We start from the raw sequence: 13,039 nt of genomic DNA, 5'->3' as shown, positions 1-13,039 counted from the left end.
GTCGTCCGGTGCGCCTCAGTGTGCCTGAGGACTTGGATCCGCGAGCTGTATCCCGGGGGAGCCCTCCGGGTGCAGCGTCGCGGCGTGCTTCGGGGTGACCAGTCCCGGCAGGATCACCCGCCACATCGCGGTCGTCATGTGCGGTCGCAACATCCTGCCCTCCCGTCCGGCGAGCAGTTCAGCGCCGGCGCCCATGGACATGACGAGGGCGGCGACGGCATGGGCGCTGACGCCCTCTCTGAACTCCCTGCGGGCGGCGGCCGATTCCAGCAGCAGCCGCACGGTGCTCGCCCAGGTGAGCCGGTAGGCGCGCGCCTGGGGTGCCGGGCTGTGGCGCTCCAGGCAGAGTTGGATGCATGCTCGGGTCACAGGGTCCCCGTTGAACTGTCGTACGAGCAGATGAGTCGTGTCGATCAGGCTCTGCAGCGGCGAGGCCTCAGGGCCGCGGGCCCGGGTCGCGATCGCGCGGAGCGAGTCGTGCGCCTCGTCGAACAGGGCGGCGGCGATGTCGCCTTTCGACGGAAAGTGGAAGTAGACAGCGCCCTTGGTCGTCCCCGCTGTCGTGGAGATGCCGTCGATGCTGGTCGCCGTATACCCGTTGCGTTCGATCATCGTGGCGGCCGAGTCGAGGATCAGTCGACGTGTACGTATCGCACGCTGCTGCTTGGCCATCAGAACCCCCCTGGTCAAGTGTGGGTCGATTGAGCGTCTGGTCAGGACGTCGTTCCGCTGGGGTGCCAGGATACTGAATACCGACCGTGCGGTATTCGCGGGACGGGTCATGCGTCATCACTCCGGAGGCAGATCATCAGGGGCATGTCAGGGGCTTCCGGCACCCTGGCGAGGTCTGCCTCACAGGGAGCTTGGATGAGAACAAGAAGGACCCGGCTGTGGGTCTGCCTACCCGCATTCGCCATGGCCGGCGCATGGGGAGTGGTCGGAAGCGCCCCCGCTGTCTCCGCCGAACCCGGCTGTGAAATCCGCGAGAATTCGCCGCACGCCGACTGGGGAGGGATGTCTTTCCCCATCGACCTCTACTGCACCAACACACCCGGAGACGTGACATCCCAGTCCTTCTTCGGGTCTCCTGTCACCGGGAGGATGACGAAAACCACGAGCTGGTTCGTCTGCTGGAAGATCGGGGCTCCGCACTCCGGGAAGAACAGCGTCTGGTACTACACCAAGGGCGACGAAGTCGTGAACAACCCCGGCCAGCAGGGCTGGGGCTATATGCCGGCGAGTGCGCTCGGCACCACCAAGGCGCCCTTCCCAGGGCTGCGAAAGTGCTCGTGGGGATAGGGGTGTTCGTACGCATGCACGCAACCGACGACACGGCCCGGCAGGAGCGCAGGCCGCGGCTCGGCCGCCTCGCCCGGACCGCCCGCGGACTGGCCGTCATGGCCCTGGCCGTCCCTGTGCTGACCAGCGGTCTCGGCACCGGCACCGCCCACGCCGCCACCTGTGTCCTGGAGGAGAACATCCTCCAGCAGGACAAGCTCGGCAACGTCTTCCGGACCGACGTCAAGTGCGACAACCTCACGGGCGATGTCTACGGCCGGGCCTCCTACGACAGCCCGCTCACCGGAAAGAAGACCTCGGCGCTGAGCACCTTCGTCTGCTGGACGCGTGGTCAGCCGCACTCCGGCGGAAACACCGTCTGGTACTACACCAAGGGTGACACGGCGGTTTCGCCCTTTGAGACCTTCGAGGGCTGGGGGGCCATGGAGTCCAACAAACTCCTGACCCCGTCCGGCATTCCGCATCCCTTCCCGGGGCTTCCCCGCTGCCCGTGGTACTGACAGATCCGGAGAAGTTTCCATGCTGATGAGGAATGACACAGGGCGGGGGCGCGGTCGTAGCTCCGTGCTCGCCCTCGGTCTGCTCGTGACCCTTTCCACCCTGGGAACAGGGCTGGGAATAGCCGCGACGGCCTCCGACCCGGACTCCGGTGAGGCAGGCAGAGGCGTCGAGGTGTCGCCGCTTGCGAAGGCGAAATCCTCCGGAGAGCCGGTGGAGATCGTGGAGCGGCGGACCGAGACCTCCGAGGTGCACGCGAATCCGTCCGGCACGCTGACCGTGACGACGCACCTGTCGCCGGTACGGGTACGTCAGGGCGGCAAGTGGGTCGCGGTCGACACCGACTTGGTGGTCGGCAAGAACAGGGTGACGCCCAAGGCCGCGGCGGCGGGCATCGAGCTCTCCGACGGCGGCACGGGCCCGCTGGTCCGGCTCAACGACGACATGCACGTGCTGGAGTACAGCTGGCCGGGCAAGCTGCCCAAGCCGAGGCTGGCCGGCGCGGTGGCGACGTACCCCGAGGTGATGCCCGGAGTCGACCTCCAGGTCGAGGTGAATGCGAAGGGCTTCCAGCAGCTGCTGGTGGTCAAGGACGCCAAGGCCGCGAAGAACCCCGAGTTGAGGAAACTCACGTACGGCATGAAGTCGAACGGCCTGAAGGTGACCGCCGACGAGAAGCAGGGCCTGAAGGCGGCCGACGCCAAGGGCCGTACGACGTTCTCCGGGCCGGCGCCCCGGATGTGGGACAGCGGTAAGGGCACGAAGAAGAAGCAGGCGGTCATGGAGACCACGGCCGCGGGTGAAAGCCTCACGGTCGTCCCCGACCAGAAACTGCTGACCGACACCGGTACCACCTACCCGGTCTACGTGGGCCCGTCGTTCAGCACGGAATTGCCCGGCGCATACGCGGTGCACGAGTTCTCCCCCGAGTGGCAGCACTGGGACACTGAACGTCTCTGGATGGGGAACTACAAGGGAACCGATGGCAAGTTCTCGCGTACGCGCTCGTTCTTCCAGGTGGACGTTCCTTACCTGGCCGGGCGGCAGGTGCTGAACGCGTCGCTGTCCCTCAAGGATCTTTCGGGGTGGACAGGGGACTGTTCCCTCGCCCCTGTGGAACTGTGGGAGACAGGCCGCGCCGGTGCCACGACGACGTGGAACAACCAGCCGTTGTGGAAGACGAAGAACTCCTCCTACTCCTGCCCCAAGGGCACGGTGACTCTGGGCGCGACAAGCGCGGCGCAGGCTGCCGCGCAGAGTGGCACGAGTCTTGTGGACCTGGGGGTACGGACCTCCCTCACCGCCGAGAGTGCCAAGGCTGAGAGCACCCGGCAATTCCTCACGGCCTACGCGAAGTTCACCGTGGAGATCGCGAACAACGGCGAGTGCTTCCTGGTCACGGACGTGAGCTATACAGACCCCGACGGCAGGTCGTTCACCAAGGAGATGAACTGCGGCAGCCTGGCGTCCGACGTGAAGGCCGAGCCGTACACCACGGCGCAGTCGACCGGGCAGCTGCTGGCGGGCCCGCACGGCTTCGTGTGCTGGCGCAGCGGTGACATGAACGGCGCGGGGAACCGCATTTGGTACTACGTCAAGGGCGATACGGCGTCGGGCTGGACAGGCTGGCGGGGCTGGGGTTTCGTACCGGCTGACAAGATCACCGGTGTGGGTGCGGAGCCCTACCCCGGGCTGCCGGCCTGCGGTGTCTATAACGTCACCCCCGGTATCACCCCGCCGCAGGACTTCAACTCCGACGGACTGTCCGATGTCGTGGCCCTCCAGGCGGACGGCAATCTCGCCCTCCACCCGGGCATCGGCAACGGCACCCTCGGGAGCAAGCGGATGCTGTGGACCGACGGCCGCGGCAGCGCGTACACCAACGTCTTCACCGGCGACTTCAACGGGGACGGGATCGGCGACATCGGGGGCTTTGGCGGTGGCCGTGTGTGGTGGTGGGCCGGAGACGGCAACAGCGGGGTCGGCACGACGGCTCATCCACTGATGGACAACCGGTACAAAACACAGGCCGGCTTCGACCCGGGCCTTCACGCGCCGTGTCGGGTCGCCTTTGCCGCCGACTTCAACGGCGACGGAAAGACGGACATCGCGGCTGCCTGCGGCCAGGGCTCGGAACAGGGCAACTACGACGACGACGCCATCTGGTGGTGGCCCGGCGACGGGGACGGTGGGATCAACGCCACCCTGGGAGCGAGTCCCGGCTACGAGTATCTCTACGCATGGCGCTCGGAGACCGAGTTCTCCCCGCTGGACGTGACCGGTGACGGCCGCATGGACATCGCGAGGATGGCCTCCCCGACGGTCTTGGAGCTGAACCCGGGTCCCCTCGCGCGCGACGCCTCCTACGGCACAGGCACCAGGCAGACCTGGGCGCCGAACGGCTTCGGCACGGTCACCAAGGTGTTCGCCGGTGACTTCAACGGCGACCGCTACGGCGACATGGCCGGCGTCGACAGCAGTGGCCGGCTGTGGCAGTGGCCCGGCAAGGGCGACGGCACCTTCGGTGCCCCGTCGAAGATGTCGACCGCCACCGACTGGGGGGCCTACAAGGACCTGCTGTGATCCAGCGATGACACCGGGGCCGGGTATCCGTCGTGACGCGGATGCCCGGCCCCCGTGTGAACGCAGTCAGGTGCAGTTCGTCATGAGTGGGGCGCGTCCGGCGGCGGCGTCGGCGCCCCCGGCAGCCGTAGCGTCGCCACCGTCCCGCCGCCCTGCGCCGGGGTGAGGGCGATCGTGCCGCCCGCGTGGTGGACCGTGCGGGCCACGATCGACAGGCCGAGGCCCGAGCCCGGGAGGCTGCGGGCCGACGGGGAGCGCCAGAAGCGGTCGAAGACGTGCGGGAGCTCGTCGGGGCAGATGCCGGGGCCGTGGTCGCGGACGGTCGACTCGCCCCGCATCAGGGACACCTCGACCGTGCCCCGCGGCGGCGAGAACTTCACCGCGTTGTCCAGGACGTTGACGAGGGCGCGTTCGAGCGCCGCCGGCTCGGCCCGTACGTACCAGGGCGCGAGGTCCGTCACGAAGGTCAGCTCCGGGCCGCGCAGCCGGGCCCGGTCCAGGGCCGAGCGGAGGAGGCTGGGCCCCTACCCCGTGCGCGGGTCTGAGTTGCCCCCTTCCGTAAGGCCGAAAGATACGATCCGGCGGCACGCCCAGCGTGCCTCCGTCCTCGGCGTCCCCGATGACGCCTGGCCCATCGGCGGCTCAGGTCGGATGGCTTCACATCGGCGCAGGCCACGTCCTGGAGGATGCCCGCGGAGCCCCGTCCGGCCCGTGGTGTCTGACACGCCCGCTTGCCGAGCGGCGAGATCCGTCCGCAACTGCCGTCCGGGCTCGACGCGGTGATGGGACCGCCGCTCGACCGGCGCCCGCACGGCGAGGACCGCCTGACCTGGACCCTGGAACCACTGGTCGGCCCCGTCGGGACAGGCGGTGTCTCCTTCGGAGCACATGCGCACGGCATGAACATTCTGCCGCGAGATCCCCGCCCCGCCGACGTAGAGGACCCGGCGGGCTCCGCCTACCGTTGTGCCGCGCCCACGACGGGATCCAGCAGCTCGACGACCCGGAACCGTTCGGCGACGACCATGGTGTCGTCGTCTACCGTGAACTCCGGGTCGCCGAGCGCCTCCCGCATCTCCTGGCTGTGCCAGAACTTCTCGTGACCAGCACGCCACTCGGCCACCGAGGTGTCGCCCTCGCCCTCGTCGATCGCATGCTGAAGATCGACGTCGCCCAGGCGCAGCACCCGCACCTCCGTCACCTCCAGCACCGCGATCTCCCGGCCGTCCGAGTCGATCAGCGCGGACCGCTCACCCACCGGAGGCAGCTCCTCCTTCTCCGCCTCGTACTCCGCGAGCAGCCCGGTCGTCGACACCTTGTCACCGGCGAGCACCGCCCCCACCAGCCGGTCGCGGAGCGGCCCGGGAAAGGCGAGCAGAAAGGGCTTGAGGGGTTCATGGTTCGACATGGTGCCAATTCTGACATGTCCGGCCGGGCGCGACGTCGGAACGCGCACCCGATCGGGGCTCGTCAACTGTGCCGGGAATGAGCAGAGTTGACCTCGGGTACGGGCAGGTGCCCGCGCCCCCCTGGTGACCCGCGGCCGCAGATGCTCGAATGGTCGGGTGAACAGTCGCCCTCCCGACGCCGAAGGCACACCCCTGGGACGCCGTGTCGTCCTGGCCATGCTCGGTCTCGGCGCCGCCGGAGTCGTTGCTGCGCCCGTGCTGCAACGCACGCTGGAATCCGGGCTGGGCGCCGTCGCCGACAAGGACCCCACCGGCCTGACCGGCCTGCTCCCCAACGGCGGCGGCTTCCGCTACTACTCCGTCGCCTCGTCCGTACCGGAGAAAGGTGCGGACGACTACCGGCTGACCGTCGACGGGCTGGTCGACAGCCCGGCCGCATACACCCTGGACGCCCTGAAGGCGCTGCCGCAGACCCGTACGGTCCGCGATGTCCAGTGCGTCACCGGCTGGCGGGTGCCCGAGACCCCCTTCGAGGGGGTACGGCTCTCGGCGCTGCTGGACGCGGCGGGCGTACGGCCCGGGGCGAAGGCCGTTCGCTTCACCTGCTTCGACGGCGCCTACAGCGAGAGCCTCACCCTTGCGCAGGCCCGCCGCGCCGATGTGCTGGTCGCGCTGCGCATGCAGGACCGGCCGCTGGCCCACTCCCACGGCGGTCCGGTCCGGCTCTATGTGGCCCCGATGTACTTCTACAAGTCGGCGAAATGGCTCTCCGGGATCACCGTCACCGACTCCGTGCGGCCCGGCTACTGGGAGGAGCTCGGCTATGACGTCGACGCCTGGGTCGGCCGGTCCAACGGCCGCGACGACGCCCCCACCACCTGACCCCGCGGAGCGTGTACGGCGTTTCAGCGGTGCGGAACGCTGGGTGCACCGCAGTACGGCCACGCTGATGCTGCTGTGCGTGGCGAGTGCGGCGTGTCTGTACCTGCCCCAGCTCGCCGAGCTCGTCGGCCGTCGCCACACGGTGGTCACCGTGCACCAGTGGTCCGGGGTGCTGACCCCCGTACCGTTCCTGGCCGGACTGCTGTCACGGGCGTTGCGGGCCGACCTGTCCCGGCTCAACCGCTTCGGGCCGCACGACCGTCAGTGGCTGCGGGCCGTATGGCGCCGCGACCACCGGCCCGAGGCGCGTCCGGCCGGAAAGTTCAACGCCGGGCAGAAGCTGTACGCGGCCTGGATCGCGGGCGCGGTGCTGGTGATGACCGGCACCGGCGCGCTGATGTGGTTCACCGGCCTCGCACCGCTGATGTGGCGCACCAGCGCGACCTTCGTCCACGACTGGCTGGCGCTCGCGATCGGGATCGTCCTGGCCGGGCACATGGCAATGGCGCTCGCCGACCCGGAGGCACGCCGTGGCATGCGCACCGGGTCGGTCGAGCGCCATTGGGCACGGTCACAGCATGCGCTGTGGGGGGAGGACCGTGCGGGCAGCCGCTCGCTAGAGGACTAGCGACAGCAGCAGGATGAAGGCCAGCGAGACCACGGAGATGATGGTCTCCATCACCGACCAGGTCTTCACCGTCTGGCCGACGTTCATGCCGAAGTACTCCTTCACCAGCCAGAACCCGGCGTCGTTGACATGGCTGAAGAAGAGCGAGCCCGCGCCGACGGCGAGGACCAGCAGGGCGGCGTGGGAGGTCGACATGTCGGCTGCCAGCGGGGCGACCAGACCGGCCGCCGAGATGGTGGCCACGGTCGCCGAACCGGTCGCGAGCCGGATCGCGACGGCGATCAGCCAGCCCAGCAGCAGTGCGGGTATCGACCAGTCCTTGGAGAAGTCCAGGATCATCTGGCCCACACCGGCGTCGATGAGGGTCTGCTTGAAACCGCCGCCCGCACCCACGATCAGCAGCACACCCGCGATCGGGGCGAGGGACTTCTCGATGGTGGTGGAGAGCCGGCCCTTGGTGAAACCGGCCGCCCGGCCCAGCGTGAACATGCCGACTATGACGGCCGCGAGCAGCGCGATCAGCGGCGAGCCGATCACATCGGTGACCCGCTGGACACCCTGCTCCGGGTCGTCCACGACGATGTCGACCAGGGCCTTGACCAGCATCAGCACGACGGGCAGCAGAATCGTCGCCAGGGTGGCGCCGAAGCTGGGCCGACGGTCCAGGTCCTCCGAAGGACGCTGCGGAATCATCTTCTCCGGAGCCTCGATGTCCACCCAGCGCGCGGCGTAGCGGGAGAAGACCGGCCCCGCGATGATCACGGTCGGGACGGCGACCAGCACACCCAGCGCGAGCGTGACACCGAGGTTGGCGCCGAGGGCGTCGATCGCCACCAGCGGGCCGGGGTGCGGCGGAATCAGCCCGTGCATCACGGAGAGTCCGGCCAGCGCCGGGATACCGATCCGCATCAGGGAGTAGTTGCCGCGCTTGGCGACGAGCAGCACCACCGGGATCATCAGCACGATCCCGACCTCGAAGAACAGCGGCAGACCGATGATCGAGGCGATCAAGACCATCGCCCACGGCATGGCCCGCCCGCTCGCCTTCGCGAGGATCGTGTCGACGATCTGGTCCGCGCCGCCGGAGTCGGCGAGCAGCTTGCCCAGAATGGCGCCGAGCGCGATGAGGACACCGACACCCGCGACGGTGGAGCCGAGGCCGGCGGTGAAGCTGGCGATCGTCTTGGCCGGTGCGGCGCCGGCGAACGAGCCGAGCGCCAGCGAGCCGATGGTCAGCGCGAGAAACGCGTGCATCTTGAACTTGGTGATGAGCAGAACGATGACGGCGATGCCCGCCAGGACTGCGATGCCCAACTGCGCGTTGCCTGCCGAAGTGATCGGTTCGACGGCATCCGCTGCCAGCATCTCGACGCTGAGACTGGTCACGGTGGTGATCCTTAGCTTTCGAGCCGGCGCAACGCGGCGACGGCTCGCTGGGTGATTTCTTCGGGGGTGCCGGACACATCGACCGAGACTCCGGCCTCGTCCTCCTGCAGCGGCTGCAGGGTCGCGAACTGCGAGTCGAGCAGTGCGGTGGGCATGAAGTGGCCCTTGCGCTCCGCCATGCGCTCCTCGATCAGAGCCCGGTCGCCGGTCAGATGGAGGAAGACGGCACCGGGGGCCTCGGCGCGCAGCCGGTCCCGGTAGACCCGCTTGAGCGCCGAGCTGCTCACCACCCCGCCGAGCCCCGCCCGGCCGTGCGCCCACTGGCCGATCGCATCGAGCCAGGGCCACCGGTCGGAGTCGTCCAGTGGGGTACCGGCCGACATCTTGGCGATGTTCGCCGCGGGATGGAAGTCATCGCCCTCGGCGTACGGAACGCCGAGTTCGGCGGCGAGCAGGGGGCCGATCGTGGTCTTGCCGGTCCCTGCGACGCCCATCACCACGACGACGTGGGGGGTGCTCATTGGTGGTGCCTCGCTGTCTTCTTCGACGTCTTCCTCGACATCGGTCCGTCGCGCTACTGAAACTCATACGTACGACTTATTCAAGATGCTGTGACATAAACGTCGTACTTTTTCTTCCCGAAGGGTGCCCCGTAGGCTGTGCTCATGACCACACAGGGCCCTGGGCTGCATACGCACGTGCTGGACACCCTGGGTCTGGAGATCGCCGCGGGGGAGCACCGGCCCGGGCAGGTACTGCGTACCGACGAGCTGGCCCAGCGCTTCGACGTCTCGCGCACGGTCGTACGCGAAGTGGTCCGCGTACTCGAATCCATGCACCTGGTCGAGTCCCGGCGCCGGGTCGGCGTGACCGTACAGCCGACCGAGGCGTGGAATGTCTACGATCCGCAGGTCATCCGGTGGCGGCTGGCCGGCGCCGACCGCCCGCGCCAGCTGCGCTCCCTGACCGTGCTCCGCTCGGCGATCGAACCGGTCGCGGCAGGGCTCGCCGCCCGTAACGCCACCCCGGAGCAGTGCGCTGCCCTCACCGAGTGCGCGCTCGGCATGGTCGCGACCTCGCGCGGCCAGCAGCTGGAGGGCTATCTGGAGCACGACATCGCGTTCCACCGGATCGTGCTCAACGCCTCCGGCAACGAGATGTTCGCGCGGCTCGGCGATGTCGTCGCAGAGGTCCTGGCGGGCCGCACCCACCACCAGGTGATGTTCGAGGACCCCGACCCGGCCGCGGTCACCCTTCACGTCCGGCTCGCCGAAGCGGTGCGCGAGGGCGACACGGTGGCGGCGGAGCGGCTGACGAAGGAGATCGCGGTGGGCGCCCTGCACGAGCTGGACGTGCTCGCACCCTGAGGCCCGTACCGCGGCGGTGTCGCGCGTACGTACCCGCTCCCCGAGGTCCGTCCCTACAGTGCCGGCGTACGTACGTGCTGCAGCCGGGTCGCGGCCGCGGCCAGCACCATCTCCAGCGCCGCGGGATAGCCGCTGCGGTCCATCTCCGCGACCAGCACCCCGGCGGTCGCCGCGATGTTCGGATGGGTATCGGCCGGAAGCCGGGCGTACGTCTGCGGCCAGGTCTGTACCTCCTGCGCGCGGGCCTGCTCCGACAGCACCAGCGTGGACGCGTCCAGCGCAGCGAACGACAGCGTCTGGTCCACGAAGACGTGGTAGATCCGCACCGCCTCGGCATCCGGGAATCCCGCACCGCGCAACACCCCGAGAATCGCCTCCACGGACCGGATCTCATGCGCCCGGCCGGTCACCCGGGCACAGGTCAGCGTGGCCGCCTGGGGGTGCGCCAGATAGTCCGCGTGCATCCGCAGGCCGAGGGTGCGCAGATCGGCCCGCCAGTCACCCGTCGGCCGCCAGGTGCGCAGCGTACGGCCGATCAACTCGTCGGCCACCGCGAGCAGTAGTTCGTCCGTGTCCCGGAAGTACCGGTAGAGCGCGCTGGGATCGCAGCCGAGAGCCGCACCGAGCCGGCGTACGGTGAGCGCCGCCGCCCCGTGCTCCCCGATCAGCCGCAACGCCGTCTCCACGATCAGCTGCTCGGACAGCACCGTGCCCTGTTTGGTGGGGCGCCTGCGGCGCCGCGCCCCCTCCGGTACCACCCGTTCGCTCGCGCTCATGGCGGCACCTTATGACAACAGCGTTGACGTGTGAACCCGCCGGAGAGTTCGATGTGCCGCCATCGGGGCCGAAGAGCCCCCTTCGGCGAAGGAGCCACCGTGACGGACACCCCCACCCCCTACGGCAGTGACCCACCGGCACCCGCGGCACTGAAGAGGAGCCTCGGTGTCGTGGACGGCTTCGTCATCGCCGCCTCCTCCACCGCCGCCACCTCCAGCATCGGTATCGGGCTGGGCGTGACCGCGGGCGCCGTCGGTCTGCATCTGCCGATCATCATGCTGCTCGCGTTCCTGCCCATCCTGGGTATCGCCGGCGCGTACTCCCGGCTCAACAAGGTCGAGCCGAACATGGGCAGCGGCTATGTCTGGGTCGGCCGCTCCCTCAGCCCCTGGCTCGGCTTCCTCGTCGGCTGGATCGGCATCGTCTCCACGATCGTCTTCCTCTCCTACACCACGACCGTCACGGGCTCCGCCCTGCTCCAACTCGCCGACGAGGGAGGGCTGCACACCCTCGCCGGCCTCCACCTCGACCCGGACTCCACCGCCCAGTCGACCGCGCTGGGCATCGTTGTTCTGATCGCCGTCACCTTCACCGCGATCACCGGCATCCGGTCCGCCGCCGGCCTGCAGAAATACCTTCTCGTCTTCGAATACGTCGTTCTGCTCGGCTTCTGCGGGTACGGACTGGTCGTCGGCCCGCACCCGTTCAGCCTCGACTGGATCAACCCGTTCACCATTCCCTCCGGACAGCAGCTCGCCGAGGGTCTTCTGCTCTCGGTCTTCTGCTACTGGGGCTTCGAATCGGCGTTCAGCGTCACGGAGGAGATCCGCGACCCGCAGGACGCCTCCCGGGCCGGACTCATCACCCTGTTCACCATGCTCGGTCTCTTCCTGCTCGGCTCCTTCGCCTTCCAGCGCGTCCTCTCGCTGGACGAGCTGACCGGTCATGGCGCCCAGGGACTCACCTACTTCGGCGACCGGCTCGCCCATCAGCCGCTCGCCGCACTTCCGCTGATCGCCCTCACCTTCTCCGCCGTCGCTTCCCTCCAGTCCGGTGTGATCCCCACCGTGCGCGGCATGTTCGCGATGGGCCGCGACCGCACGCTCGGCGCGTTCTGGACCAGGATCAGCCCGCGCTACGGGACGCCGGCGGCCGGAACCATCGCGGTCGGCTGTGTCGCCGCCGCCATCGCCGTCGCCTCACTCGTCATCCCGAAGGTCGGCGACCTCATCCTGGCCTCCGTCAATGCGATCGGTGTCGTCGTCTCGCTGTACTACGCGCTCACCGCACTGGCCGCCGCCGCGCGCTTCCGCGGGGCGCTGCGCGAGAGCCGGTCCGAGGCCCTGCGGGCCGTGGTGCTCCCGGTGCTCGCCGCCGCCGTGCTCCTCGGCCTCGGCGGCTATCTCTGCTGGTCCTTCTACACCTCCGCCGACCACTTCGAGATCAGCCCGGACAACGGCTGGTTCATGCTCTTCTGCCCGGCCGTCATGCTGCTGTCCGGAGTCGGTGCGGCAGCCTGGGCCAAGTGGGTGAGGAAGTCGCCGTACTTCACCACCGGCCGCTCCGTCGCCGCCGAGCCCATGGTCGTCGAAACAGCCTGACCCCCCGTACCCCTGCCGGCCTCCCGCCGAGCATGGCCCTCGCGAAAACGGAACAGCCCCATGCACCACGCCCCCGCCGATCTCGTCCTGACCGGCGGCCCGGTCCTCGGCATGGACGCCGCACGCAGCCGCGCCACCACCGTCGCCGTCACCGGCGACCGCGTCACCGCCGTCGGCCACGACGAGGCGCGCGAGCTGATCGGCCCCGGTAGCGAAGTCGTCGACCTCGCCGGCAGGGTCCCCGCTTCCAGGACGCGCACATCCACGCCGTCGCAGCCGGTCTCGAACCCGCCCAGTGCAACCTGACGGATGTCCGTGCGGCGACGGGCACGCTCGCCGCCGTGCGCGGGTACGCCGACAGCCACTTCGACCAGGAGCGGATCACCGGCGGCTGGTCCATGGACGCCATCGACGGCGGCGCCCCCACCAGGGAGCAGCTCGAAACCGTGTGCCCGTGGTGGCCACCGTGCCCGGCGCCGTAACCGGTACATCCCACCGGGTGGACGGCAGCCGTTCCCCGCCAACGCGGCGCGCCGTCGTGACACCCTCACGGGGCGTACGGTTGTTCGTGTTCGATCTTCACGAAATGACGGAAACAGGGAGACCACG

At 69.1% G+C, this 13,039-nt stretch carries 14 protein-coding genes and 1 pseudogene; 9 read left to right on the top strand and 6 right to left on the bottom strand.

From position 1 onward, the window contains the following. Window positions 1-15: 15 nt before the first annotated feature. On the bottom strand, window positions 16-672 hold the full coding sequence (locus tag IEZ15_RS11325; protein WP_189276266.1) for a ScbR family autoregulator-binding transcription factor: 657 nt from the start codon (window positions 670-672) through the stop codon (window positions 16-18). Between the two features lie 195 nt (window positions 673-867). Between IEZ15_RS11325 and IEZ15_RS11320 the strand changes: the two genes are divergently transcribed. From IEZ15_RS11320 to IEZ15_RS11310, 3 genes are read left to right on the top strand one after another with little or no spacing between them, the layout of a single operon-like run. After that, entirely contained in the window at window positions 868-1,299 is a 432-nt protein-coding gene (locus tag IEZ15_RS11320; RefSeq protein WP_189276264.1) for a hypothetical protein, read from the top strand. A gap of 14 nt (window positions 1,300-1,313) precedes the next feature. Continuing rightward, window positions 1,314-1,799: a hypothetical protein gene (locus IEZ15_RS11315; protein WP_157987074.1), complete on the top strand. Its 486-nt coding sequence runs from the start codon at window positions 1,314-1,316 to the stop codon at window positions 1,797-1,799. A 25-nt stretch (window positions 1,800-1,824) separates the two neighbouring features. Then, the gene (locus IEZ15_RS11310) at window positions 1,825-4,380 is read left to right on the top strand and encodes an FG-GAP-like repeat-containing protein (RefSeq protein WP_189276262.1); all 2,556 of its coding nucleotides are present in this window, start codon (window positions 1,825-1,827) and stop codon (window positions 4,378-4,380) included. Window positions 4,381-4,460: 80 nt separating this feature from the next. Here the strand turns inward: IEZ15_RS11310 and IEZ15_RS11305 are convergent. Together IEZ15_RS11305 and IEZ15_RS11300 are read right to left on the bottom strand one after the other, a co-directional pair. Beyond that, a pseudogene (locus IEZ15_RS11305) lies at window positions 4,461-4,895 on the bottom strand (sensor histidine kinase); the annotation flags it as partial. Between the two features lie 443 nt (window positions 4,896-5,338). Then, on the bottom strand, window positions 5,339-5,788 hold the full coding sequence (locus IEZ15_RS11300) for an ASCH domain-containing protein (protein ID WP_189276259.1): 450 nt from the start codon (window positions 5,786-5,788) through the stop codon (window positions 5,339-5,341). A 217-nt stretch (window positions 5,789-6,005) separates the two neighbouring features. Between IEZ15_RS11300 and IEZ15_RS11295 the strand changes: the two genes are divergently transcribed. Both IEZ15_RS11295 and IEZ15_RS11290 read left to right on the top strand, forming a co-directional pair. Then, window positions 6,006-6,671 (top strand): molybdopterin-dependent oxidoreductase, encoded by a 666-nt coding sequence (locus IEZ15_RS11295; RefSeq protein WP_229845848.1) that lies wholly within the window; start codon window positions 6,006-6,008, stop codon window positions 6,669-6,671. Continuing rightward, a complete protein-coding gene (locus tag IEZ15_RS11290) occupies window positions 6,613-7,299 on the top strand; it encodes a cytochrome b/b6 domain-containing protein (RefSeq protein ID WP_189276255.1) in 687 nt (228 codons plus the stop codon). Before IEZ15_RS11295 ends, IEZ15_RS11290 begins: the two co-directional genes overlap by 59 nt. Here the strand turns inward: IEZ15_RS11290 and IEZ15_RS11285 are convergent. Both IEZ15_RS11285 and IEZ15_RS11280 read right to left on the bottom strand, forming a co-directional pair. Then, window positions 7,288-8,685, bottom strand: a complete 1,398-nt coding sequence (locus tag IEZ15_RS11285) for a GntP family permease (RefSeq protein WP_189276253.1) — start codon at window positions 8,683-8,685, stop codon at window positions 7,288-7,290. The two genes, IEZ15_RS11290 and IEZ15_RS11285, sit on opposite strands and share 12 nt — an antisense overlap. A gap of 11 nt (window positions 8,686-8,696) precedes the next feature. Further along, window positions 8,697-9,206 (bottom strand): gluconokinase, encoded by a 510-nt coding sequence (locus IEZ15_RS11280; protein WP_114243667.1) that lies wholly within the window; start codon window positions 9,204-9,206, stop codon window positions 8,697-8,699. Between the two features lie 144 nt (window positions 9,207-9,350). Between IEZ15_RS11280 and IEZ15_RS11275 the strand changes: the two genes are divergently transcribed. Continuing rightward, entirely contained in the window at window positions 9,351-10,052 is a 702-nt protein-coding gene (locus IEZ15_RS11275; protein WP_189276251.1) for a FadR/GntR family transcriptional regulator, read from the top strand. 53 nt (window positions 10,053-10,105) lie between these two features. On the opposite strand, the gene IEZ15_RS11270 is transcribed toward IEZ15_RS11275, so the two are convergent. Then, the gene (locus IEZ15_RS11270) at window positions 10,106-10,828 is read right to left on the bottom strand and encodes a TetR/AcrR family transcriptional regulator (protein WP_189276248.1); all 723 of its coding nucleotides are present in this window, start codon (window positions 10,826-10,828) and stop codon (window positions 10,106-10,108) included. Between the two features lie 99 nt (window positions 10,829-10,927). On the opposite strand from IEZ15_RS11270, the gene IEZ15_RS11265 reads away from it, so the two are divergent. From IEZ15_RS11265 to IEZ15_RS46725, 3 genes are read left to right on the top strand one after another with little or no spacing between them, the layout of a single operon-like run. Continuing rightward, window positions 10,928-12,430: an APC family permease gene (locus IEZ15_RS11265; RefSeq protein ID WP_229845831.1), complete on the top strand. Its 1,503-nt coding sequence runs from the start codon at window positions 10,928-10,930 to the stop codon at window positions 12,428-12,430. A gap of 60 nt (window positions 12,431-12,490) precedes the next feature. Next, a complete protein-coding gene (locus IEZ15_RS46730; RefSeq protein WP_189276243.1) occupies window positions 12,491-12,736 on the top strand; it encodes a hypothetical protein in 246 nt (81 codons plus the stop codon). 35 nt (window positions 12,737-12,771) lie between these two features. Next, the gene (locus IEZ15_RS46725; RefSeq protein WP_157987073.1) at window positions 12,772-12,912 is read left to right on the top strand and encodes a hypothetical protein; all 141 of its coding nucleotides are present in this window, start codon (window positions 12,772-12,774) and stop codon (window positions 12,910-12,912) included. Window positions 12,913-13,039: the final 127 nt, after the last annotated feature.

The sequence above is a fragment of the Streptomyces atratus genome (assembly GCF_014648655.1).
In the GTDB taxonomy this organism is placed as follows: domain Bacteria; phylum Actinomycetota; class Actinomycetes; order Streptomycetales; family Streptomycetaceae; genus Streptomyces; species Streptomyces atratus.
Note: the sequence above shows the minus strand (reverse complement) of the source record. Positions and strands in the feature narration are given on the sequence as shown.

Coding starts and splice junctions, on each gene's coding strand:
- IEZ15_RS11325 (WP_189276266.1), bottom strand. CDS start 672: ATGGCCAAGCAGCAGCGTGCGATACGTACACGTCGACTGATCCTCGAC.
- IEZ15_RS11320 (WP_189276264.1), top strand. CDS start 868: ATGAGAACAAGAAGGACCCGGCTGTGGGTCTGCCTACCCGCATTCGCC.
- IEZ15_RS11315 (WP_157987074.1), top strand. CDS start 1,314: ATGCACGCAACCGACGACACGGCCCGGCAGGAGCGCAGGCCGCGGCTC.
- IEZ15_RS11310 (WP_189276262.1), top strand. CDS start 1,825: ATGAGGAATGACACAGGGCGGGGGCGCGGTCGTAGCTCCGTGCTCGCC.
- IEZ15_RS11300 (WP_189276259.1), bottom strand. CDS start 5,788: ATGTCGAACCATGAACCCCTCAAGCCCTTTCTGCTCGCCTTTCCCGGG.
- IEZ15_RS11295 (WP_229845848.1), top strand. CDS start 6,006: ATGCTCGGTCTCGGCGCCGCCGGAGTCGTTGCTGCGCCCGTGCTGCAA.
- IEZ15_RS11290 (WP_189276255.1), top strand. CDS start 6,613: ATGACGTCGACGCCTGGGTCGGCCGGTCCAACGGCCGCGACGACGCCC.
- IEZ15_RS11280 (WP_114243667.1), bottom strand. CDS start 9,206: ATGAGCACCCCCCACGTCGTCGTGGTGATGGGCGTCGCAGGGACCGGC.
- IEZ15_RS11275 (WP_189276251.1), top strand. CDS start 9,351: ATGACCACACAGGGCCCTGGGCTGCATACGCACGTGCTGGACACCCTG.
- IEZ15_RS11270 (WP_189276248.1), bottom strand. CDS start 10,828: ATGAGCGCGAGCGAACGGGTGGTACCGGAGGGGGCGCGGCGCCGCAGG.
- IEZ15_RS46730 (WP_189276243.1), top strand. CDS start 12,491: ATGCACCACGCCCCCGCCGATCTCGTCCTGACCGGCGGCCCGGTCCTC.